Origin of the sequence: Mariniphaga anaerophila (assembly GCF_900129025.1) — a bacterium.
GTDB classification, from domain to species: Bacteria; Bacteroidota; Bacteroidia; order Bacteroidales; family Prolixibacteraceae; genus Mariniphaga; species Mariniphaga anaerophila.
The window spans coordinates 416,291-440,070 of sequence record NZ_FQUM01000004.1 but is presented as its reverse complement, the minus strand read 5'-3'; the positions used below and the strand labels follow the sequence as shown (position 1 = coordinate 440,070).

Sequence of the window (23,780 nt, the reverse complement as noted above, 5' to 3'; positions counted from 1 at the left end):
AGAAGAAACAACACCTTTAACAAACTATTAAGAGTCTTTTCCTGAGTAGTCTGCTTCTTTTTCGCTAATAATTAATGTTCTATATTTGCACGTTTTTTTAAGGAGAGTTTATGAGACAACTAAAGATCACAAAGTCAATCACGAATCGTGAAAGCGCTTCGCTGGATAAGTATTTGCAAGAGATTGGAAAAGAGGAGCTTATTACAGTGGAGGAAGAAGTTGAATTGGCTCAGCGTATAAAAAAGGGAGACCAGGCTGCTTTGGAGAAACTGACAAGAGCAAATTTGAGGTTTGTTGTGTCGGTTGCAAAACAATATCAGAACCAGGGTCTTAGCCTTCCTGACTTAATTAACGAAGGAAACCTTGGTCTTATTAAGGCCGCTGAAAAATTTGACGAAACACGAGGATTTAAGTTTATTTCTTATGCTGTATGGTGGATTCGGCAATCCATTTTGCAGGCTTTGGCAGAACAATCCAGAATTGTTCGTTTGCCACTTAACCAGGTTGGTTCGTTGAATAAAATAAATAAAGCTTATTCAAAATTTGAACAGGAACACGAAAGAAAACCTTCTCCCGAAGAGTTGGCCGATTCTTTGGAGTTGCCGGCCGATAAGGTTGCCGACACGCTGAGGGTTTCCGGAAGGCACGTTTCTGTTGATGCACCTTTTGTTGACGGCGAAGACAACAGTTTGCTGGACGTTTTGGTAAACAACGATTCACCGAATGCTGACCGTTCACTTATTCAGGAGTCACTTGCCCGCGAAATTCACCGGGCGTTGGCAACATTAACCGAACGAGAAGCCGACATTATTCGTTTGTTTTTCGGGATTGGCTGCCAGGAAATGACGCTCGAAGAAATTGGCGAACGTTTCGGTCTGACACGTGAACGCGTGCGTCAGATTAAAGAAAAGGCTATTCGCAGATTAAGGCATACTTCAAGAAGCAAGCTCCTTAAAACATATTTAGGATAATTCCCTAGAAATATATATTGAAAAGGCTGTTCCAATGTGGGGCAGCCTTTTCTTGTTTTGCTAATCGGGAGGATTTTCTAAAAGATTCCTTTTTGTAGAAAGCAAATGGGGCAGCCTACTTGGAAATTTTAACCAAAAGAGCTTTTTGCTGTTAACTCAAAACATAATGTAAAAACAAGTAAAAAAACTATTTTTGCATGCTGCAAATCAAAAATGAAAAATAAAGAATTATTAGCCTACTTCACAGCACTTGGAGCGGCCTTTTTTTGGGGCTTTTCCTTCGTGTGGTTTAAAATCGCCTTTTTGGCTTATAAACCCGTTACCATTGTTTTGTTCCGGCTGATAATTTCTGCCGGATTGATTTGGTTAATTGCATGGTTGCTGAAACGTTTGCAAAAGCCTACCAAAAAAGATCTTCGGTTGTTTGTGCTGATGGCTTTTTTCGAACCGTTTTTGTATTTTTTGGGAGAAAGCTACGGCCTTACCTATATCTCGTCAACAGAAGCTTCTGTAATAGTTGGCACCATTCCGCTTTTATCGCCAATTGCCGCATGGTACTTTTTTCGCGAAAAAGTAACCTGGAAAAATGCTGTGGGCTTCTTGTTTTCGTTTTTAGGAGTCGCGCTGGTGGTGTTGGATGAATCTTTCGGTTTCAATGCATCGCCGTTGGGTATTGGGCTGGAATTCGTTGCGGTGTTTGCTGCAATATCATATTCAATTGTATTGCGACACGTTGTAATGCGTTACAATTCGCTTACCATTATTGCCTACCAAAATCTGATTGGAGTTGTTTTGTTTTTGCCCGTTTGGCTGGTTGTCGATTTAAAAGATTTCGTTTTAACTCCTTTTCATCCCCAGGCGTTTCGGGCAATTATTTTACTTGCCGTTTTTGCGTCAACGCTGGCATTTGTCTTTTTCACCCAGAGTATCCGGAAAATTGGGGTAAATCGTTCTAATACTTTTGTTAACCTAATTCCCGTTTTTGTGGCTGTTCTCTCTTTTTTCGTATTGAAAGAAGAACTTGGGTTTCAGAAAATACTTGGTATTTTGGTGGTAATTGCCGGTTTGTTTCTGGCTCAGGCTCGAAAAAGGAAATCATCCAGGCAAAAAGTTGTCGAGGTTCATACCATTTCGTAATGAGGAAAATTAAATACAAATCGCCGGACGAATTAAAGCTGCACACTGACAAAAACAGGCAGGAAACAGCGGCATTCCTAAAAAAACTGAAAAAGAAAAAGCCTAAGACTCTGGACGATGTAGTTCATACATTGCACTACGAAGCTTTCGATTCGTTTAGTTGTCTCGATTGCGCAAACTGTTGCAAAACAATTGGACCGAGGTTAACAGATAAAGACATTGAACGGCTTGCCAGACATTTAAAAATGAAACCTTCAGCGTTTCATGAGCAATATGTTCAGGTTGACGAAGACAACGATTTTGTTTTTAAAGAGCACCCGTGCCCGTTTCTGATGCCGGATAATTACTGTATGGTATACGAAAGCCGTCCCAGGGCTTGTCGCGAATACCCGCACACCGACAGAAAGCGTTTTGTTCAGATTTTGAATTTATCGCATAAGAATTGTGAAACCTGTCCGGTGGTTTACGAGGTTTTTGACGAGTTGAAAAATGGAAATCAAAACCTTCTCTAAAAATATTTCAATACATTTGGCGTTTAAAAGGATATACTAAAAGCGAATGAATCGTAAACTATACTTGATCTTACTATATATCCTGGTCCAATTTTCGGCGAAAGCACAGATTGGCGGGGAAACTACGTATCAGTTTTTGGAGCTCACAAATTCTGCCCGCGTTGCAGCTCTGGGTGGAAAACAGGTCGCCCTCACAGACAGTTCCGATTTGAACCTTCCTTTTCATAATCCCGCATTGTTGCATAAAAGCATGAGTAACATTGTTTTGGCAAATTATGTGAATTACTTTCTGGATATTAATTATGGCTATGTTTCTTATGCCCGGAGTTTTAACGGTGTGGGGAATTTTGCTTTGGGCATGCACTACATCAATTACGGAGAGTTTAAAGAAGCGACCCATTTGGGAGAACTAACCGGAAATTTTTTCAATGCAGCAGAGTATGCTTTTAATATGATTTATTCCAACCACTACAAGCGGCTGAGCTACGGAGCTAATTTGAAACCGGTTTTTTCGGTGTTTGAAAGCTACCGCTCGTTTGGGCTTGCTGCTGACCTGGGAGTGAATTTTGCCAGTAAAGACAGTCTGACACACGTTGCGCTTGTTGCCAGGAACATTGGAGGCCAGATAACAACATATTACGATGACGGAAAACGGGAACCCATTCCTTTTAATCTGCAGGCCGGAATCAGTACCCGGCTGAGGCACGCTCCGGTAGTTTTTTCGCTTACCATGCAGCATCTTACCAATTGGGATTTAAGCTGGTCGGAAGAAGAGCAGGAAGAAACTCTCGAGAGTTGGTACCAGCGCAAAGAAAGTTTTGCCAAACAAATAATGCGGCACGCTGTGTTGGGTGTGGAAATTATGCCCTCACAAAACTTTACGCTCAGAGCCGGGTATAATTACCAGAGAAGACAGGAACTGAAATACGACGAGCGTCTTTCTACTGTTGGTTTTTCAATGGGGTTTGGAGTAAAAATAAAACGATTCCGGCTCGACTTTGGCACCTCCCGTTTTCATCTGGCTGGTTCTTCAAACCTGCTTTCTGTTGCAATAAATTTAAACGAACCGTTTTAATTAAAGACAATTGGGTCTGATTTGAAAATTCCTTTATCTTTGCCCTAAATCCTTAAAAAATGACCAAAAAAAAGATAGTAATCGCCATTGACGGCCACTCTTCATGCGGCAAAAGTACGCTGGCCAAATCGTTAGCACGTGAGTTGGGTTACATTTATATCGACAGTGGAGCCATGTACCGGGTAGTAACATTATACGCGCTGCGTAACGGTTGGATACAAAACGGGCAGCCGCTCAGGGAAAAGGTTATTGAAGGACTGAAGAACATTAAAATCACTTTTCACTGGGACGAACAAACCGAGAAAAACACAACGTTTTTGAACGGTGAAAATGTGGAAGATGAAATAAGACAACTGGAAGTTTCACAAAATGTGAGCCCGATTAGTACCATCGGCGAGGTGCGTCACGAAATGGTGAAACAGCAACGCGAAAACGGAAAAAACAAAGGCATAGTAATGGATGGCCGTGATATTGGCACAGTGGTCTTTCCTGATGCAGAACTGAAAATTTTCATGACAGCATCACCTCAAATCAGGGCACAACGACGGTATCTGGAGTTGAAGCAAAAAGGGCTTGACGTAGATTTTGACGAGATTCTGAAAAATGTGGAAGACCGGGATACAATTGATTCCGGACGCGAAATTAGTCCGTTAAGAAAAGCCGACGATGCCATTGTTTTAGACAACAGTAATCTTACGCGGCAAGAACAGTTGCAGTGGAGTTTGGAAAAAGCAACCGAAAAAATGGAAGGAAATGAGAGTTGAGATTGACAGACGTTCCGGCTTTTGTTTTGGTGTAATAAAAGCCATTAAATCAGCCGAAAACGAATTAAAAACAACGGATAAATTATACTGCCTGGGTGATATTGTGCACAACGGAATGGAAGTGGAACGCCTCGAAAAAATGGGGCTGCAATCCGTTTCAAGGGACGAGTATATGCAAATGAAAGACTGTAAAGTACTCATCCGTGCGCATGGCGAACCGCCCGAAACATACGAACATGCCAAAAAGAATAACATCGAATTGATTGATGCAACCTGTCCGGTTGTATTAACACTTCAGGAAAAAGTAAAGGGTTCGTACGAAAGTAATAAAGACAAAGACGGGCAGGTCGTAATTTATGGGAAAAAAGGGCATGCCGAAATTATTGGGCTTGACGGTCAGATCGAAAATAAGGCAATTGTGCTGGAAAGTATCAACGATGTCAGCCAAATCGATTTTTCCCGCCCGGTGTCACTTTACTCTCAGACCACAAAGCGAGTGGAGGATTTTTATGCCATTGCCGATAAAGTGAAAAGCAGCATGCAACCTGGCGTGGGGCTGGAGATAAAAGATTCCATCTGCCGGCAGGTTTCAAACAGGGTCCCTCATTTAAAACAATTTGCAAAGGAGTTTGATGTTGTGTTGTTTGTGGCCGGTCACAAAAGTTCCAATGGCTGGTATCTGTATACTATTTGCAAAGAAGAAAATCCCCGCACCCATCATGTTGCAAGAACTTCGGAAATCGATCCGGCCTGGCTCGATGGTGCAGAATCTGTTGGTATTTGCGGTGCTACTTCAACTCCCAACTGGTTAATGGAAGAAATAGCAGAATGGATTAATCAGCGAAATCCTTCCTGAATCCCGGGGATTATTGTTTTTTATTTTTCGTTTCTTTGGGGAACGATTCAAAAACAACACCAATGCCCGAAATATTTGCCCAGGTTATTTTGCCCCTGCCTTTGCACGATGCGTTTACGTATCGCGTGCCTGAAAAGTGGCAGTTGCAGATAAAACCGGGACAAAGGGTAGTTGTGCAATTTGGGGCAAAAAAATTTTATGCCGCCTTGGTTTTGTCCCTTTCAGAAGACGCTCCCGCAAACATCGATTTAAAAGAAATTGTTCAGCTTTTGGACGAAGAACCTGTGATTTTGCCTCAAAACCTGGAGCTTTGGAAATGGATGGCAGGTTACTATTGCTGCACTTTGGGCGATGTTTTTCGTGCGGCGTTGCCAACCGGTTTAAAGTTGGAAAGCAAATCGAAAATCAGTTTAACGGGCAACGACGACGAACAGGAAATTGGCGAAAAAGAGTTTCGTATTCTGGAGTTGATTAAGCAGGATGTTTCAACGCCGGATTCTTTGCAGAAAAAGCTTGGCCTCGATTTTTCTTACGCGGCATTAAAATCACTTCTCGATAAGCACATCATTCAGGTTGAAGAGAAAATAGACGCAAAATACAAAGCGAAATCAGAAACCTGGGTCAGGTTGCATCCCGATATTAAATCAGAAAAAGACCTTCTGGAAAAAGAAGAGTCGTTGCAACGCGCAAAAAAACAGCAGGAATTGCTGGTTCATTTTGTTGAAAAAACCGGCGCATTTCAGGCTGCGGAACAACCTGTGGTGAGCAAAAAAGAACTCTTAAAAGGAACGAATTTCAGCTCTGCCATTTTGGAAGGGCTGGTACAGAAGAAAATTCTGAAGTCGTTTCAACAGCAGGTGTCGCGAATTGAGACGAACACTTCCAAACAGGCCGATTTGAACCTGCTGAACAAATACCAGCAACAGGCATTGGCAGAGGTAAAAACCTGTTTCGATAATAATCTGGTTACGCTAATTCACGGAATTACTGCCAGTGGCAAAACAGAAATTTATATTCATTTGATAGACGAAACGCTGAAGCAAGGGAAGCAGGCGCTTTATCTGTTGCCTGAAATTGCACTTACAACCCAGATTGTTGAACGGCTTAAAAATGTTTTCGGCTCGAAAGTGGGAATTTATCACTCGAGGCTGAACAGCCAGGAACGGGTCGAAATCTGGAAGAAAGTACTGCTGTTTCAATCCGATCCGGGCGAAGGTTACCAAGTAGTTCTGGGCGCGCGCTCGTCGGTGTTTTTGCCGTTTTCTAATTTGGGACTGGTAATTGTCGACGAAGAACACGAAAATTCGTTCAAGCAATTCGATCCGGCTCCCAGGTACCATGCCCGCGATATGGCAATTGTTCTGGGAAAACAAAACAATGCAAATGTTTTGTTGGGTTCAGCCACGCCGTCGTATGAGAGTTTTTACAACGCTTTAATGGGAAAATACGGGCTGGTAAGCCTAACCAAAAGGCATTCGAATGTGGAGCTGCCCGAGATTATTGTAGCCGATTTAACACGCGCCTGGAAAAGAAAACAAATGCACTCGGTGCTTACTCCCGAACTTTTTGGTTTGATGGAAGATGCATTGAACAACCGGGAACAGGTCATTCTTTTTCAGAACAGGCGGGGGTATTCTCCGTTTATTCAGTGTTTTACATGCGGCTGGATACCAAAATGCGAAAACTGCGACGTGAGTCTTACGTACCACAAATTTAAAAAACGGTTGAGCTGCCATTATTGTGGGTTTAGCATTGCTATGCCGCCCGAATGTCCGGAATGCGGTTCTCCTGAAATTAAAACACGCGGATTTGGAACTGAGAAAATTGAGGATGAATTGAAGCCGCTGTTCCCGGGAAAACGGATTGACCGGATGGATTTAGATACCACCCGTTCGAAAAATGCTTTTGGAAGGATTATTCACAACCTCGAGTCCCGGAAAACCGACATTCTGATTGGAACTCAGATGGTAACCAAAGGGCTCGACTTTGAACACGTTAGCGTTGTGGGAATTTTAAATGCGGATAATTTGATCAATTTTCCTGATTTTCGGGCACACGAAAGGGCTTATCAGCTTATTTCGCAGGTTAGCGGGCGTGCCGGCAGAAAATACAACCGCGGAAAGGTGGTTGTGCAAACTTCGCATCCCGAGCATCCTTTAATAGAGCTTATCCGGCAACAGGACTACCGGGCGGCTTTCAATACGCAAATGACAGAACGCAGGTTGTTTAAATATCCACCTTACTTCAGATTGATAAAACTGGTGGTGAAGCATAAAAAACCAGAAACGGTTGACCGGGCAGCCGGGCAGTTGGCTAATTTATTGAAAAGGAGCCGGGACCTGACTGTTTTAGGCCCTGAGTTTCCATTGGTAAGCCGCATCCAACTTTGGTATCACAAAGAAATCTGGGTGAAAATACACCCGGGGCTGCCGCTGGCCGATGTAAAGCGGTTTATTCTGGAAAATATCAGTTGGGTTCGCAGTCAGCCCGAAAACAGCAGTTGCATGGTAAATGTGGACGTGGATCCCGCGTAGGCCTTAATTTTACAGGACGGTAATCAACCGGAAGTACTTTTAATGGTTCGCGTTTTTTGTTAGATTTGCGTTTTTAATTAACAGGTGGACGAAAAAGAAATAAATCAGATTTTTGAAACATTCAGCCGAATGCGTGCCATAGTAATTGGCGACGCCATGGTTGATACTTATCTTTGGGGGAATGTGGAACGGATTTCTCCCGAGGCGCCAATCCCGGTTGTTTCGGTTAACCGACGGGAAAGAAGGCTTGGCGGAGCCGCAAATGTTGCTATAAATTTGCAGTCGCTGGGTGCTACTCCCGTGTTGTTTTCTATAGTTGGAAACGATGAAAACGGGCAGTGTTTCAAAAAAATGATTGCTGAAAAGGAGTTGCCTGTAGATGGAATTTTTGAAGACTCCGGACGTCCCACAACCGTAAAAAGCAGAATCATAGGAAAGGGGCAGCACATTGCCCGGGTTGATGAAGAGTCAACCGGATTGATTCATGCCGAATTGGAACAACAAATTGCACGAGCCGTTCTGCAGGAAATTGAGCGCAACGGTGCTGATGTGGTGTTGTTTGTGGATTACGACAAGGGGCTGATTACGCCCGGATTGTTTGAAACGATTAGTAATTTTGCCCGTGAAAAAAAGATTCCGGTAGCAGTGGATCCCAAAAAACGAAATTTTAATTTGTTCCGGGATGTGGATCTTTTTAAACCCAATTTTTACGAATTTCTCGAAGGAACCGGTGTTCAGTTAAAAAAAGGAGATTTGAAAGGTTTGGAGAATGCGGCACGGGATTTTAAGTGGCAGCAAAATATTAAATATATTTTTGTTACGTTATCAGAATTAGGTGTTTTTGTGAGTAATGGCGAGGAGCAGCAATATTCGCCCGCTGTAATCCGCGAGATTGCAGATGTTTCGGGAGCCGGCGATTCGGTGTTGAGTGTGGTGAGCCTGGCGCTGGCCGCAAAACTCACTTCATCGCAAATGGCGTTAATGGCAAATCTCGCCGGTGGCCTGGTTTGCGAGAGCCCGGGAGTTGTGCCCGTTGATAAGCTCCGGTTGATGAAGATGATGAAATCAGAGAAAATATAAACTTTTTTCCTGCTCAATTCCAGCTTTTTAACCAGTTACTAACGAGAGATGTCGAAAAATACCTTGATGCAGTTAAGGCTAAATTATTAAATTTGAACCAGTTCAAAAAAACGAAAATCTGATGGGAAAAATCATATCACTGGCAAACCAGAAGGGTGGGGTTGGAAAAACCACAACCACCATTAACCTGGCGGCGAGCCTTGCCGTGTTAGAACAGAAAGTGCTCATAATTGATGCTGACCCGCAGGCAAATGCTACTTCGGGATTCGGTTTCGATGTAAACAATGTACAGTCAAGTATATATGAGTGTATTGTGGACGAAATTGAGCCGGAAAAGGTCATTCTGAAAACAGATGTGGCCAATCTCGATATTATCCCGTCGCACATCGATTTGGTGGGAGCAGAAATTGAAATGCTTAACCTGCCCAACCGCGAAAAGGTGCTGCGCAATACCATCGGAAAGTTGAAAGACATTTACGATTTTATTTTTATAGATTGTTCGCCGTCGCTGGGATTAATTACAGTAAACGCATTAACTGCTGCCGACTCGGTAATTATTCCCGTGCAGTGTGAGTATTTCGCCCTCGAAGGTTTGGGAAAACTGCTGAATACCATTAAGATAATTCAGAGCCGTTTAAACCCGGCACTGGAGATTGAAGGATTTTTGTTGACCATGTTCGATTCCCGTTTGAATTTGTCGAACCAGGTGTACGAAGAAGTGAAACATCATTTTCAGGACATGGTTTTTGAAACGGTAATTCAGCGAAACGTGAAGCTGAGTGAAGCGCCTAGTTACGGGAAACCCGTTGTACTTTACGATGCCAGCTCCCGGGGCGCCATAAACCACATGAACCTTGCGCGCGAAATTTTACAACGAAACGGAATGACTCGAATGGCGCAGGAAAGTAAAATCATTAACAGTTAATTTTTTGGCAATGGCTAAAAGGAATGTACTTGGACGAGGATTGGGAGCGCTTATTGATGACGCTGAAAAAATGAAACAGGCGGGGATAAGCGAAGTGGAACTGAGCAAAATAGAAGCCAATCCTTTTCAACCCCGCTCAAAGTTCGATGAAGAAGCGCTGGAAGAGCTTGCTGCGTCTATTCGCGAAATAGGACTGATTCAGCCCATTACCTTGCGAAAAACCGGAGCAGACAGTTACCAGATTATTGCCGGAGAACGGCGGTTCAGAGCTGCGCAAAAAGCAGGGCTGGAATCCATTCCGTCGTATGTCCGCCATGCCAAAGACGACGGCATGCTGGAAATGGCGCTTGTGGAAAATATTCAGCGCGAAGATTTGGACGCCATCGAAATTGCGCTTAGCTACCAGCGTTTAATGGAAGAGCTAAGTTTTACGCAGGAGGAGATGAGCAGCCGTGTTGGAAAAAAGCGCTCGACAATTGCCAACTACCTGCGTTTGCTGAAACTTCCGGCTGTTATTCAAAAAGCATTGCGCGAAAAAGAAATCAGCATGGGGCACGCCCGAGCGTTAATAAATATTGAAGATGCCGATATTCAGGAGATGATTTACGGGCAGATTCTGAAATATGGTTTTTCCGTTCGCAAAGTGGAAGAGATTGTTCGCAGCCTCAACGAAGAAGGTACGCAGGCGCTTCAAACTAAAAGGCGGGAACTCCCCAAAGAATACAAAGATTATAAAGGGCATCTGGGAAAATTGCTGGGTTCTCGCATCGGAATTTCTGTTGGCGATAAAGGGAAAGGAAAAATTGTAATTCCTTTTAAATCAGAGCAAGACTTTGAAAGAATTGTTAAAATAATTGAAAACGGCAAATAAAAACAGCTTGCCTGTTTCCCGGTGAAATGAAACTTCTATTTTTGGGCAAAATTAGTGAAGAGTGATTAGCAGAAAATTAGTTCTGAAATATGTTTTGGTTCTCATTCAATTGTTTGTTGTTTTTAACCTCAAAGCACAATTGATTGAAGCCGATACCATTCCGGTTGTGGAGCAACAACCAGCGGAAGAAGAGGAAGTACATTCACCCAGAAAGGCAACTTTGTACTCGGCTGTGCTTCCCGGCCTGGGGCAGATTTACAATAAAAAATACTGGAAAGTTCCGTTTATATATATCGGCTTTGGTACCATCGGTTATTTTATTAACTGGAATAACGACAACTACGCATTGTTTAAAGTAGGTTACCAGCATCTTACCGATACCAATCCTGAAACTCAGGATTACCTTAAAATTGAAGCCGTGAGGCGAAACAACTACGATTTGGATAACCCCACACAGTTTAATAACCTGAAAACAGCACTTGCAAAACAACGCGACTACTACCGCCGAAACCGCGATTTGTTGATAATAAGTATTGTTGGGTTTTACGGGCTAAACATCATTGATGCAAGCGTTGATGCCCATCTTTTTGATTTTGACATCAGCGATGATCTGACCATGAAATGGGAGCCTTCGATGTCGAACTTTGATAATAATTTTGTTTATTGCTTAAATTTTCGTTTTAATTTTTGAGGTATGGGGAAGCGTTTGGCAGTAGTAATTTTAGTTCTGAATTTAGTCCAAACAATAACAGCACAAAATACACATCGGGAGCAGATTGAAATGCAGCCTTTGCAAACGCTGGATGCAGGTATTATTGCCACCGATTCATTATATAAGGCTTCGGAGGATTCAGTATATTCTGAGGAGATTGTTGATTCGTTGTTGATGGAAAGTAGTCCTGCACCCGATGAAGATTTAGGAGACATTTTCTCTGAGAAGATGGATAGCCTGGGAAATTCATGGTACATCAGACATCTGTTTCATCTTGATAACTCAGGCGATAATTTGTCCGAATTTTTCCCGAAAGATTTGCCCGATTCGGTTTACATCAAACGGCTCGAAGATATTGAACAGGTAGTTGACCTTTCGTACAACAACGTAGTAAAGAATTTTATTAAACTGTACACCGAAAAACGGCGCGATTTGGTAGAAGTAATGCTTGGCCTTTCGGCGTACTATTTTCCCATGTTCGAAGAGATGCTCGACCGGCAGGACATGCCGTTGGAACTGAAATACCTGCCGGTAATTGAATCGGCATTGAATCCCAAAGCCATGTCGCGGGTAGGTGCCAATGGGTTATGGCAGTTTATGTATGGTACCGGACGACAAATGGGACTCGAAATTACCAGTTTTGTGGATGAACGACGCGACCCGGTTAAGTCGACCGAGGCGGCCATTAAATATTTTAAATACCTGTACGATACATACGAAGACTGGTATCTAGCCATTGCTGCATACAATTGCGGGCCTGGAAACGTAAATCGGGCTATCCGTAGGTCGGGCGGTAAACGCAACTACTGGGAAATTTATTATCGTTTGCCCCGGGAGACTCGCGGATACGTTCCTGCATTTATTGCTGCTGCCTATGTAATGAACTTTTATAAAGAGCACAACCTGCAGCCCCGAATGCCCGAAATACCGCTGAGATCTGATACTATTCTGGTTCGTGATTATCTTCATTTTAACCAGTTGGAGGCAAAGCTGGAAATCGATAAAGAACAATTGCGGAGCCTGAATCCAATGTTTCGGCGGGATGTAATTCCTGCAAAAAAAGACAAACCTTATCCGCTGGTACTGCCCAACGAAAAGATTATGGCTTTTATCGATTTGGACACAATGGTTTTTTCGCATGAACGGGATAAATACTTTCCGGATAACACTCTGCAAAATCCAACCAGTTCTAACTCCAACTATTTTACTCCGGTAGATGTGGAAGGAAAAGCAAAAGTACTTTATACGGTGAAGTCGGGCGATAATGTGGGGTTTATTTCATCGTGGTTTAAAGTGCGGTCTTCCGACTTAAAGTACTGGAATAACATTAATCGAAACATGATTCGGGCAGGGCAGAAGCTGGCAATCTACGTGGATGAAAATCAAAAGGCCAAATACGAGAAAATTAACACCATGACTTTTGCCCAGAAACAGGCATCAGTTGGGAAATCTGTTGGTACTTCGGTGAAAGCCGAACCGAAACCTCTGGACCCGGATTTTGAATACTACACTGTTAGAAGCGGCGATACCATTTGGGAAATAGCCGGGAAATATGCCGGTATTTCGCCCGATGAAATCTTAAAGCTCAATAATCTTTCCGACAGGTCAAAACTGTCCATCGGGCAAAAACTGAAAATCAAAGCGAAAGGAAGTATTTAGCTTTTTCGGGGGAATAAATTAACGACTGCCGTTGTTTGTACTTCCGGAATTTAGTTTTCTCATTTTTTCTGAAACGGAGCCTTTTTCGCCGAGTCTGACAATCCAAAGCAGAAACTGAATCCACTTGGTTGGCTGCGTAACAATTTTCGCTTTTCGGGCTACAGTAACATCTCGTTCCAGAATGGCCGTTTGTTTGTCGGAGCCTTTTAACAGAACCACTTCGTTGGCAAATTTCCAAGCGCCGTCACGTGCAAGTTCCATGCTGAAATCGACTAAAAAGTTGTCGGCCTTTCCTGTTTTAGCAAGCACCTTTTTAAGTGGCCTCCAGATGGACGAAAGGCCAGACTGAATATCTTCCACCAGAGACGAAAGGATTTTATTTATTTTGAAGAAGTCGTTTTTGAGGTGCGAAATTTGGCCGGTGCCTGATATTTCTGCAGCTGCAATTCCGAGGTCCAAATTGATGTGTGCATTCATCCCCATTAGAAGATGTTGAATTACCAGCATCTTGCTGTTTGTTGCTAACTTAAAAGCTTTTTCCCACGATTTGCTCACGGTTTCGGCCCGGTTCCACGCAATGTAGGCGTCAATGTACCGTTTTGCAAAAATGATATCCAGCTGTTCCATGCGTTTGCCATCGTCAAAATAATGAGTTTCGATTCCATCTTTTACTTTAACGGTTACTGTCAGGTAGAGCACGGCAAAATAGCCAAGCGGATTATTGCTTTTTTCTGTTTCGTCAACAATTGTTTTCAGTGCAGAAATCACATCATCAATAGTTTTTATCCGGTCTGCATTCATTTTTACTCGTTTTGTAATGAAACAGACAGCAGTTAACTAGGTTCTTCTTGCCCGCAAAAAATAACTTATCCATTGGTGTTTTGTGATCGGAATCTACGCTCAGGCAAAAGAAAAGGGAGGATGTACAAGCGTTCATTCTCCCTTTTTTATTTTGTGAATATTTTGGTTTATCCTACAACCACATTGATAATTTTCTTCGGAACTAAAATGAACTTCCTTACCGTTTTTCCTTCGAGCCATTTTTGCGCTTTGGGATCTGCCAGAACCGTTTTTTCTATTTCGGGTCGAGGCATGTCAACAGGCAATTCAATTTTGAATCGCATTTTCCCGTTGAACGAAACCGGGTACTGGAAGCTGTCTTCCTGAAGCAGGCTTTCGTCTACTTCGGGCCACGGTTCGTAAGCAATTGTTTCTTCGTTTCCGTAAACCGACCAGAGTTCTTCTCCCAGGTGCGGCGCAAACGGTGCAAGAATTTTTGCAAATGTTTCTGCCGTGGTTTTGGTTACCTTTCCTTTTTTGATGGCCAGGTTATTGAAAACCATAAGCGCCGAAATTGCCGTATTGAATTTCATGTTTTCCACATCAATCGCAACCTTTTGGATGGTTTGGTGCAACAGCTTGGCAATTTCTTTGTCTTCTTCTCCTTCGGAAATATTGTTGGTATCAGCAAAAAAGCGGTGGGCGCGGTTCAGAAAATTGAAAACCCCTTTTACTCCGTTTTCTGTCCAGGGTTTGCGTTCGTCCAGCGGTCCCATAAACATTTCGTACAAACGCAGCGAATCAGCTCCGTAATGTTTAATTACATCGTCTGGGTTTACAACGTTTTTCAACGATTTCGACATTTTCGCCACAATCTGCCTCAGTTCTTCTCCTGTTTCTTTGTGGAAATATTTGCCGTCGCGTTCTTCCACCAGGTCGGATGTAACTTTTGCGCCGGTAGTGGTTTCATACGCAAATGCCAGAATCATCCCCTGATTGAACAACTTTTGAAATGGTTCCTGGGTGGAAACTATTCCTAAATCGAACAATACTTTGTGCCAGAACCGCGAGTACAGCAAATGCAGCACTGCGTGTTCAGCTCCACCTACATAAAGGTCAACCGGCATCCAGTATTTTTCCTTTTCGGGGTCGAAAATTCGTTCGTTGTTGTTAGGGTCAATATACCTGAGGTAATACCAGCACGAGCCTGCCCATTGGGGCATTGTGTTGGTTTCGCGGCGGCCTTTGCGTCCGTTTTTATCCGTAACATAAAGCCAGTCTTCGGCATTTGCCAGCGGAGATTCACCAGCTTCTCCCGGCGAATATTTTTCCATCTGGGGTAATAACAGTGGCAGGTCTTCATCATCCAAAAGCGATACTTCTCCATCCTCCCAATGGATAACAGGGAATGGCTCGCCCCAGTAGCGCTGGCGGCTAAACAGCCAGTCGCGCATTTTAAAGTTAACCGTGGCTTTTCCCAATCCACGTTCTTCGAGCCATTTTATGGTTTTTTTAATGCCTGTTTCTTTGTTAAGACCGTTAATGTCAAGCCCGGTTTCTGCACTGGCCGAATTAATGTATTCTCCGTCTTCTGTCCAGCATTTGTTCCCGGCCAGAATTTCATCACGCCCTTCCACATCTTTCGGGTCGAGAATGCAGATGACAGGAATGCTAAACTCCTGGGCAAATTCAAAGTCGCGGGTGTCGTGCGCCGGAACAGCCATAATGGCTCCTGTTCCGTAGCCCATTAAAACATAGTCGGCAATCCATATTGGAATGGGTTGGTTGTTTACCGGATTAATGGCATATCGTCCGGTGAAAACGCCTGTTTTTTCTTTGGCCAGATCGGTGCGGTCTAAATCCGATTTCAGCGCTGCCGCTTTTATATATTTTTCAACTGCGTCTTTTTTCTCAGGAATGGTAATCTCCCCGGCCAGCTCATGTTCAGGGGCAATTACCATGTAAGTTGCACCAAAAAGCGTGTCGGGGCGTGTGGTATATACACGTAGGTTTTTGTCCAGTCCGTCAATCTGGAAATCGATTTCGGCACCGGTAGATTTTCCAATCCAGTTCTTTTGCATGTCGATTACACCGGCAGGCCAGTCAAGGCTTTCCAACCCTTTTAGCAATCGCTCTGCATAATGAGGAATACGCAGCAACCATTGTTTTAGGTTTTTGCGAATTACCTGGTTCCCACATTTTTCGTGCGAGCCGTCTGTTAAAACTTCCTCGTTGGCACAAACTGTTTTACAGGAGTCGCACCACCAAACCTGGGCATTGGCGTAATAAGCCAAACGTTTTTCGGAAATGTATTCGTTGACTGCTTTTTTGCCCTGGTTTTTTATCTCTTCAGGTATCGGCAGTTCAGCAATCGGCCTTCCTTTCTGCTGCTCTTCGTCAAACCAGGTATTGTATAATTGTTTAAAAATCCACTGTGTCCATTTAAAATAATGCGGGTCAGTAGTGTTGATTTCGCGATCCCAGTCGTAGCTTAACCCAATGGCTTTTATCTGCCTGCGGAAATTGTCGCAATTTTTGTTGGTTGTAATAGCGGGATGTGTGCCGGTTTGCATGGCGTACTGTTCGGCCGGCAATCCAAATGCATCATAGCCCATGGGATGAAGTACGTTAAACCCTTTCATCCGTTTATAACGGCTCAAAATATCGGTGGCCGTATATCCTTCCGGATGTCCTACGTGTAATCCTGCCCCAGATGGGTAGGGAAACATGTCGAGAATGTAATATTTTGGTTTAGAAAAATCGTCAGAGGTTCTGAATGTCTTCTTTTCTTCCCAGTATCTTTGCCACTTGGGTTCTATTTCTGCGAAATTGTAATCCATTTTATTGATAAATCTGATTTTTAAGCCGCAAAGATAAAGAATTTGTTTAAAGCTATCGAAAATCGTGTTTTTCTAATCCCGTTAAAAATGGAGTAAAATTTACATATCTCTCTTTTTATTGGATAAGGAAAATGCCTCGACGATTTTTGTCAGAAAGTACGGAGACAAGAGAAAAGTGATTTTTCCGGAATTCAGGTGTCGGGAAGAAACGCTGTGGTGTGTTGTTAAAACAATAATTTTTGCATAATATAAATTTATGTTAACGAAGGGCTTTGTTCGTTTTTGGTGTTTGAGGCGAATGGAAAAATGTAATTTAAAAGTTAAAGTGACCTTCTTTTTGTAATTTGTTTCTGCTGGATATGATTTTATGATTTTGTTTGTTTTGTTCTGAAATATTTTCAATTTCATATTAAAATGTGAATTTTTTCTGAATTAATGCATGTTCTGGCGCCAGAATACACGAGATCGTTAAAATATTTTAATTTTGTTTCAGATTTCATTTTGCCGGAAAAGAGGGCGATTTTGTTAATTTTGGATTACTCTTAAATGAACCAATGTCGGTTTTCTTTTTCGCCTGACAAAATGAGATTTGTTATTTTTGACAGCAACAGACTAATACAAATATTTTATGAGTTTTAAAGACCCAAAACAGTTTACAGAGGATTTTATGTCTTATGTAAAAGACAGGAATCCCGGAGAACCCGAATTTCATCAGGCAGTGCTTGGAGTGATTGAAACACTAGCTGATTTTTTAGTTAAAAACCCAAGGTACATCCAGTCGAAAGTGCTGGAACGTATGGTGGAGCCCGAACGGGTTATTCAGTTCAGGGTGCCATGGACTGACGACGGAGGAAATATTCATATTAACCGCGGTTACAGGGTGGAAATGAATAGTGCTATTGGCCCGTACAAAGGTGGTTTGCGCTTTCATCCTACCGTTAACCTGAATATTTTTAAGTTTTTGGCGTTTGAACAGGTTTTGAAAAACAGTCTTACTTCACTTCCCATGGGCGGTGGAAAGGGCGGTTCGGACTTTGACCCAAAAGGAAAATCAGATAACGAAGTAATGCGCTTCTGCCAGAGTTTTATGACTGAGCTTTCGCGTCATATCGGCCCTGATACAGACATTCCTGCCGGCGATATTGGTGTAGGCGGCCGGGAAATTGGTTTTATGTATGGACAATATAAAAGGTTGCGTAACGAATTTACTGGCGTGCTTACAGGAAAAGGCATTGGCTGGGGTGGCTCGTTGATGCGCCCGGAAGCCACAGGTTACGGTACCGTTTATTTTGCAGAAGAAATGTTGAAAACACGTGGCGACAGCATTAAAGGAAAAACCGTGACAATTTCAGGTTCAGGAAATGTTGCCCAGTTTGCTGTTGAAAAGGTACTCGATTTGGGCGGAAAACCGGTAAGTATGTCCGATTCAAACGGTACTATTTATGATCCCGACGGAATTGATCGTGAAAAGCTCGAATTCATCAAATTACTGAAAAACGTGTACCGGGGCAGAATTTATGAATATGCCGAAAAATATAATGTGCAGTATTTCGAAAACCGGCGTCCGTGGAGCATCAAGTGTGATGTTGCGCTGCCTTGTGCAACCCAGAACGAAATTAGCGGCGACGATGCAGAAGCATTGTTGAAAAACGGATGTATTGCTGTAGTGGAAGGGGCGAACATGCCTTCTACTTACGAAGCTGAACATAAGTTTTTGAACGCAAAAATTTTGTACGCACCGGGTAAAGCTGCTAATGCAGGCGGCGTGGCTGTTTCCGGCCTGGAAATGAGCCAGAACAGTATGCGTTTGAGCTGGACCAGCGAAGAGGTTGATGAAAAACTGAAATCAATAATGACCAATATCCATGCAATGTGTGTAAAACACGGCAAGGAAAACGGTGGTTTTGTAAATTACGTAAAAGGAGCAAATGTTGCCGGCTTTGTAAAAGTTGCCAATGCAATGATGGCACAGGGGCTGGTGTAACTAGATAACAAGCAAAAAAAGAGGTTGTCGGGAAATTACCCAACAACCTCTTTTTCTTTTTAGAACAAAAATCTTTACGGGCAGTCTGCTGACTTCCCGTTTTTATTTCCGGTAACTTCCCAGGTATTGCCCGATCTCAACAGCTCATTAACACACGAAATTTTTCGCGTTTGTTTTACCTGCTGAATCTGTCTGGTCATTTCATCGTCGTAAATCGGGGCAGAAACGCTTCGTATTACACCAAATGCCACCGGAAAATCAGGGAGCGACATATGAATCAACGCCAGGTGAAGTGTGGGATCTTCTTCGTGGGCATCGTGTACCAAAATATCGTCGAGTGTAACTCCGTTCTCTCCAATTTTTGCAACTTTCAATCGTCCTTTTTCCATAATGATACCTTTTTCGTTTTCGGCACCAAACAACATCGGCTTGCCGTGTTCCAGTATCAACTGGCGATCGGCACGATGTTCGGGGTCAGTAATTGCGGCATGAACACCATTGTTATATATTACGCAATTCTGCAATACTTCAACCACCGAAGCTCCTTTGTGCTCTGCTGCTGCCTGATACACTGACTCACCCAGCTTGAGGTTACTGTCGATTGACCGGGCAAAAAAAGTTCCCCGCGCACCAATAACCAACTGCCCCGGGATAAACGGGTCTTCAATAGTTCCAAACGGAGAGGTTTTGCTCACAAATCCGCGAGCCGAGGTTGGCGAATATTGTCCCTTTGTCAGCCCGTAAATACGGTTGTTAAAAAGAATAATATTCAAATCGATATTTCTGCGAATTGTATGAATAAAATGATTTCCGCCAATGGCCATTGAATCTCCGTCGCCGGTAATAACCCATACATTAAGATCGGGATTTGCCATTTTTACCCCAGAAGCCACGGCCGAAGCTCTTCCGTGAATAGTATGAAATCCGAAAGTATCCATATAATAAGGAAACCTGGAGGAACACCCGATACCTGAAATGACAGCAAACTTTTCTTTGGGAACTCCCATTCCGGCCATTGTCCGCTGAACACCGTTCATTATGGCATAATCGCCACAACCCGGGCACCAACGTACTTCACTATCGCTTTTAAAATCTTTTATTGTATATTTTTGTTCTGTCATTTTTAGTCCTCCAGTAATTTGTTGATACCTTCTTTCAGTTCGTTCACCGTAAACGGCAACCCTTTCACTTTGTTGATCTGATAATAATGAGAACCCGGCACTTTATCGCGAAGATACCCGGCAAACTGCCCCATATTCAGTTCACAAACCACTATCTTTTTGAAGTTCTGAAAAACTTCGGCAGTGTTTTTTGGCAACGGTTTGATGTAATTAAAATGAGCCAGGCTCACATTCTTTCCTTCTTTTCTCAATTCGCGAACGGTGCTAATGAGGTGACCAAATGTTCCTCCCCATCCAACAACCAAAACATCGCCATCCGAATCGCCGCAAACTTCAATATCTGGCACTAAATCAACAACTTTTTGGACTTTGCCTTCCCTAATCTCGGTATTCTTCTGGTGGTTTTCCGGATCGTGACTAACTGTTCCGATGACGCTTTTTTCCAACCCTCCAATTCGATGTTCAAATCCTGCCATTCCGGGAAATGCCCAATCGCGGGCCAGTGTATTTTCATCGCGCTTGTATGCGTTAAAGGTTTCTGCACTTTTCGCAACCCGCGGAGTAATTGGCGGCAATTCCGACACGTCAGGAATTTTCCACGGCTCACTTCCGTTTCCGAGGAAACCGTCGGTTAGCAAAATTACAGGCACCATTCGTTCCAAAGCAATTTTTGCAGCTTTGTAGGCGTAGAAAAAACAATCGGACGGAGTGCTGGCAGAAAGGACTACCACCGGGCTTTCGCCATTACGTCCGTAAAGCGCCTGCAACAAATCAGATTGTTCTGTTTTTGTTGGCAAGCCGGTTGACGGGCCTCCCCGCTGAACATTTACAATAACCAACGGCAGCTCGGCCATAACTGCCAAACCAATGGCTTCAGATTTTAGTGCCAGCCCCGGTCCGGAGGTTGTGGTTACGGCCAAATCTCCGGCAAACGCTGCGCCAATAGCTGATGCAATACCAGCGATTTCGTCTTCCGCCTGGAATGTTTTTACGCCTAAATCTTTTCTTTGAGATAAATTGGAAAGAATTTCGGTAGCCGGCGTAATCGGATAAGAACCCAAGAACAATTCGAGCCCGGCTCTTTCTGCAGCTGCAATAAGCCCCCAGGCAGTAGCCTGATTTCCGTTTATATTCCGGTACGTTCCATTTTCAATATCTGCAGAATGAACAATATACGTGGGAGTTTCGTGTTGCAGGTTCATCCCGTAATTGTAACCATCGTGCAACACCTTAATATTAGACTCGACCACCACCGGTTTTTTGGCAAATTTATTCCGGATAAACTCTTCGATATAATCAAGCGGACGGTTAAACATCCAGCACACCAAACCGAGAGCCAGCATATTTTTGCTTCGAAGCACACTTTTGTTATCGAGGCCAAAATCTTTCAGTCCTTCGCGTGTAAGGCTTGTAACAGGAACTCCAATTTTTCGAAAATCTAAAAGGTTGCTTTCAGTAAAAGGATCATCGGTTTGATAACCTGCTTTTTTCAGGTTTTTTTCCGTAAATGAGTCGGAATCGTAAATAATTATTCCACCCGGATTCATAAACCGGGCATTTGCTTTAATGGCTGCCGGATTCATTGCCACCAGCACGTGCGCAAAATCGCCGGGGGTAGTTACTTCCTTTTTTCCAAATTGCACCTGAAATCCTGACACACCGCCAACAGTTCCCTGCGGAGCCCTGATTTCAGACGGGTAATCGGGGAAGGTTGAAATGTCGTTACCAACCAGTGCCGTGGCATCCGAAAACAATGTCCCGGTAAGCTGCATCCCATCTCCGGAGTCTCCGGAAAACCGAATGGCCACTTCTTCCAACTCTATTACTTTAGCATCCTTCATTTATATACAGTTTTTGGTTTCAAAATTGTCACATCAAAATAAAAACGACCCTAAAATTAATAATCTGCAACTTTAGAATCGGTTTACCTTTTTACTGTAATTTGTCAACAAGCAAAAATAACCATTATTTAACAAGTTTATTGTGATATATGCAACCATTTAAAGGTTTTGATATATTTGGAATCAATTTAAATACATACACAATGGCACTCGTAAAAACGTTAAATAACAAGACTCCGATTGTTGGCAAAAACTGTTTTTTGGCTGAAACAGCAACACTGATTGGTGACGTTGAAATGGGCGACAATTGCAGTGTTTGGTTTAATGCTGTTTTGCGGGGCGATGTTCATTATATAAAAATTGGCAACAACACAAATGTTCAGGATAACGCAGTTATTCATGCAACATACAAAAAATCGCCTACGAATATCGGAAGCAACGTAACCATTGCCCACGGAGCAATTGTTCACGGATGCACATTGCACGACAATGTGATGATAGGAATGAATGCTGTGATTTTAGACGATGCCGTGGTTGAAAGCAATTCTATTGTAGCTGCCGGTTCGGTAGTAACAAAAGGGACCGTGGTTGAAAGTGGAAGTGTTTACGCCGGAATTCCTGCGAAAAAAATAAAAGCAATCAGCCCGGAGCTCCTGGAAGGTGAGATTCACCGCATTGCAAGTTCTTACGGAACTTACGCCAGTTGGTACAAATAGAATAAAACACTTCAAACACCTCTTTTAAAATAATTCACCCCTTCCGGATACCCCTTTCTAAAAAATTTAAAAACTTTTCAGAAAAGGATTTCCTTTTTTCAAAAAGATTTCCTTCTTTCGTAACCAAAATCACATTCCATTAATAATCTATAAAAATTCAAAAACAATGAATGCCAAAGCTTCAGCGAGTGCCACAACCAGGCAGTCGTACACTTTCCCCCTTATTATTGTAGGTATCATGTTTTTTGCCATTGGGTTTGCCCTTGGTATTAACAGTTATCTGGTTCCTCTACTAAACAAAGCGCTTCAAATTTCATCGGGACAGTCGTACCTGGTTATTGCTGCCACATTCTCAGCATTCCTGATTTTTAGTTACCCGGCATCGATGGTTATTAAACGAATTGGGTACAAAAACACCATGGCGCTTTCGTTTCTGATGTTTGCCTTAGGATTTTACCTTTTCATCCCGTCGGCTCAACTGGAAAGCCTACCGCTGTTTCTGTTGGCCTCATTTATAAGTGGGATGGGAAATGCCTTTCTACAGGCTTCTGTAAATCCTTACATTACCATTCTCGGCCCCATCGAAAGTGCTGCCAAACGAATGAGTATTATGGGAATTGCCAACAAACTGGCCTGGCCCATTTCTCCGGTATTTCTGGCATTGGTAATTAATAAAAGTGTTGATGATGTAAAACTCACCGATATCAACCTTCCTTTTTATATAATTATAGGAATATTTATTTTGCTTGGCGTGCTGGCCTACTTTTCGGGGTTACCAGAAGTAAAAGCTGCCGGAGAAGATTCCGACAACGTGGAAGATGCTCCTTACGCCGCCAACAAAACATCAATCTTTCAGTTTCCGCACCTTATTCTGGGCAGCATTACTTTGTTTCTTTATGTAGGCGTTGAAACAATTTCGCTCGGAACACTCGTGGATTATGCAGTCAGCCTCGACCTGCCCAATGCCGACCGTTACGCATGGATTGCACCAATTGGAATGACGTTAGGCTATATTTGTGGTGTGATTTTCATTCCCAAATACCTGAGCCAGTCAAAAGCTCTTCTTATTAGCTCCATTGTTGCTATTGCCGGTTCAATTTTAGTTGTATCCACTCCGGCGGCTGTTTCCATTTGGTTTATATTCCTTATGGCGCTGGGTTGTTCGTTAATGTGGCCGGCACTTTGGCCCCTTGCCATGGCCGACCTGGGCAAATTCACCAAAGCAGGTTCATCATTACTTGTAACGGCAATTGTAGGAGGAGCAGTAATTCCTACGCTCTATGGATTTCTGAAAGACGCCATTGGCGCACAAAATGCATATTGGATTGCAGTACCTTGTTTTCTGTTTATCCTTTACTACGCAATAAGCGGACACAAAATTAGAACTTCAAACGTTTAAAAT

At 43.0% G+C, this 23,780-nt stretch carries 19 protein-coding genes; 15 read left to right on the top strand and 4 right to left on the bottom strand.

Annotated elements, in window-relative coordinates:
- The first annotated feature begins 110 nt into the window (after positions 1–110).
- From BUB08_RS10400 to BUB08_RS10345, 12 genes are all read left to right on the top strand, one after another.
- Positions 111–971 (top strand): sigma-70 family RNA polymerase sigma factor, encoded by an 861-nt coding sequence (locus BUB08_RS10400; protein ID WP_073001436.1) that lies wholly within the window; start codon positions 111–113, stop codon positions 969–971.
- A gap of 213 nt (positions 972–1,184) precedes the next feature.
- Positions 1,185–2,108 carry a DMT family transporter gene (locus BUB08_RS10395; protein WP_073001434.1) on the top strand — a complete coding sequence of 308 codons (924 nt, stop codon included), beginning with the start codon at positions 1,185–1,187 and terminating at the stop codon, positions 2,106–2,108.
- On the top strand, positions 2,108–2,620 hold the full coding sequence (locus BUB08_RS10390) for a YkgJ family cysteine cluster protein (RefSeq protein WP_073001432.1): 513 nt from the start codon (positions 2,108–2,110) through the stop codon (positions 2,618–2,620). Before BUB08_RS10395 ends, BUB08_RS10390 begins: the two co-directional genes overlap by 1 nt.
- 46 nt (positions 2,621–2,666) lie before the next feature.
- The gene (porQ, locus tag BUB08_RS10385; RefSeq protein WP_073001430.1) at positions 2,667–3,695 is read left to right on the top strand and encodes a type IX secretion system protein PorQ; all 1,029 of its coding nucleotides are present in this window, start codon (positions 2,667–2,669) and stop codon (positions 3,693–3,695) included.
- 59 nt (positions 3,696–3,754) lie between these two features.
- A complete protein-coding gene (gene cmk, locus BUB08_RS10380) occupies positions 3,755–4,459 on the top strand; it encodes a (d)CMP kinase (RefSeq protein ID WP_073001428.1) in 705 nt (234 codons plus the stop codon).
- Complete coding sequence (locus tag BUB08_RS10375) at positions 4,449–5,315, top strand: 4-hydroxy-3-methylbut-2-enyl diphosphate reductase (RefSeq protein WP_073001427.1); 867 nt, start codon at positions 4,449–4,451, stop codon at positions 5,313–5,315. Before cmk ends, BUB08_RS10375 begins: the two co-directional genes overlap by 11 nt.
- A 62-nt stretch (positions 5,316–5,377) precedes the next feature.
- Complete coding sequence (gene priA, locus BUB08_RS10370; protein ID WP_073001425.1) at positions 5,378–7,849, top strand: replication restart helicase PriA; 2,472 nt, start codon at positions 5,378–5,380, stop codon at positions 7,847–7,849.
- Positions 7,850–7,978: 129 nt separating this feature from the next.
- On the top strand, positions 7,979–8,929 hold the full coding sequence (locus BUB08_RS10365; RefSeq protein ID WP_073001712.1) for a bifunctional heptose 7-phosphate kinase/heptose 1-phosphate adenyltransferase: 951 nt from the start codon (positions 7,979–7,981) through the stop codon (positions 8,927–8,929).
- 121 nt (positions 8,930–9,050) lie between these two features.
- The gene (locus BUB08_RS10360; protein ID WP_073001424.1) at positions 9,051–9,854 is read left to right on the top strand and encodes a ParA family protein; all 804 of its coding nucleotides are present in this window, start codon (positions 9,051–9,053) and stop codon (positions 9,852–9,854) included.
- 10 nt (positions 9,855–9,864) lie between these two features.
- Positions 9,865–10,725: a ParB/RepB/Spo0J family partition protein gene (locus tag BUB08_RS10355; RefSeq protein ID WP_073001422.1), complete on the top strand. Its 861-nt coding sequence runs from the start codon at positions 9,865–9,867 to the stop codon at positions 10,723–10,725.
- Between the two features lie 61 nt (positions 10,726–10,786).
- Entirely contained in the window at positions 10,787–11,416 is a 630-nt protein-coding gene (locus BUB08_RS10350; RefSeq protein WP_083570695.1) for a DUF5683 domain-containing protein, read from the top strand.
- Positions 11,417–11,419: 3 nt separating this feature from the next.
- Positions 11,420–13,096: a lytic transglycosylase domain-containing protein gene (locus BUB08_RS10345; RefSeq protein WP_217651591.1), complete on the top strand. Its 1,677-nt coding sequence runs from the start codon at positions 11,420–11,422 to the stop codon at positions 13,094–13,096.
- A gap of 18 nt (positions 13,097–13,114) precedes the next feature.
- Here BUB08_RS10345 and BUB08_RS10340 read toward each other — a convergent pair whose 3' ends face one another.
- Positions 13,115–13,897 carry a DUF5995 family protein gene (locus BUB08_RS10340; protein WP_073001420.1) on the bottom strand — a complete coding sequence of 261 codons (783 nt, stop codon included), beginning with the start codon at positions 13,895–13,897 and terminating at the stop codon, positions 13,115–13,117.
- A 167-nt stretch (positions 13,898–14,064) separates the two neighbouring features.
- Positions 14,065–16,716 (bottom strand): leucine--tRNA ligase, encoded by a 2,652-nt coding sequence (gene leuS, locus BUB08_RS10335; protein WP_073001418.1) that lies wholly within the window; start codon positions 16,714–16,716, stop codon positions 14,065–14,067.
- A 628-nt stretch (positions 16,717–17,344) separates the two neighbouring features.
- On the opposite strand from leuS, the gene gdhA reads away from it, so the two are divergent.
- Positions 17,345–18,700, top strand: coding sequence for an NADP-specific glutamate dehydrogenase (gene gdhA / locus BUB08_RS10325; protein ID WP_073001414.1), 1,356 nt, complete (start codon positions 17,345–17,347; stop codon positions 18,698–18,700).
- 74 nt (positions 18,701–18,774) lie between these two features.
- On the opposite strand, the gene BUB08_RS10320 is transcribed toward gdhA, so the two are convergent.
- Positions 18,775–19,821: a 2-oxoacid:ferredoxin oxidoreductase subunit beta gene (locus tag BUB08_RS10320; RefSeq protein ID WP_073001412.1), complete on the bottom strand. Its 1,047-nt coding sequence runs from the start codon at positions 19,819–19,821 to the stop codon at positions 18,775–18,777.
- Positions 19,822–19,823: 2 nt separating this feature from the next.
- Positions 19,824–21,662 carry a 2-oxoacid:acceptor oxidoreductase subunit alpha gene (locus BUB08_RS10315; RefSeq protein ID WP_073001411.1) on the bottom strand — a complete coding sequence of 613 codons (1,839 nt, stop codon included), beginning with the start codon at positions 21,660–21,662 and terminating at the stop codon, positions 19,824–19,826.
- 203 nt (positions 21,663–21,865) lie between these two features.
- Between BUB08_RS10315 and BUB08_RS10310 the strand changes: the two genes are divergently transcribed.
- Together BUB08_RS10310 and gluP are read left to right on the top strand one after the other, a co-directional pair.
- Positions 21,866–22,378 (top strand): gamma carbonic anhydrase family protein, encoded by a 513-nt coding sequence (locus tag BUB08_RS10310; RefSeq protein WP_073001707.1) that lies wholly within the window; start codon positions 21,866–21,868, stop codon positions 22,376–22,378.
- A 166-nt stretch (positions 22,379–22,544) separates the two neighbouring features.
- Complete coding sequence (gene gluP, locus BUB08_RS10305) at positions 22,545–23,777, top strand: glucose/galactose MFS transporter (RefSeq protein WP_217651590.1); 1,233 nt, start codon at positions 22,545–22,547, stop codon at positions 23,775–23,777.
- Positions 23,778–23,780: the final 3 nt, after the last annotated feature.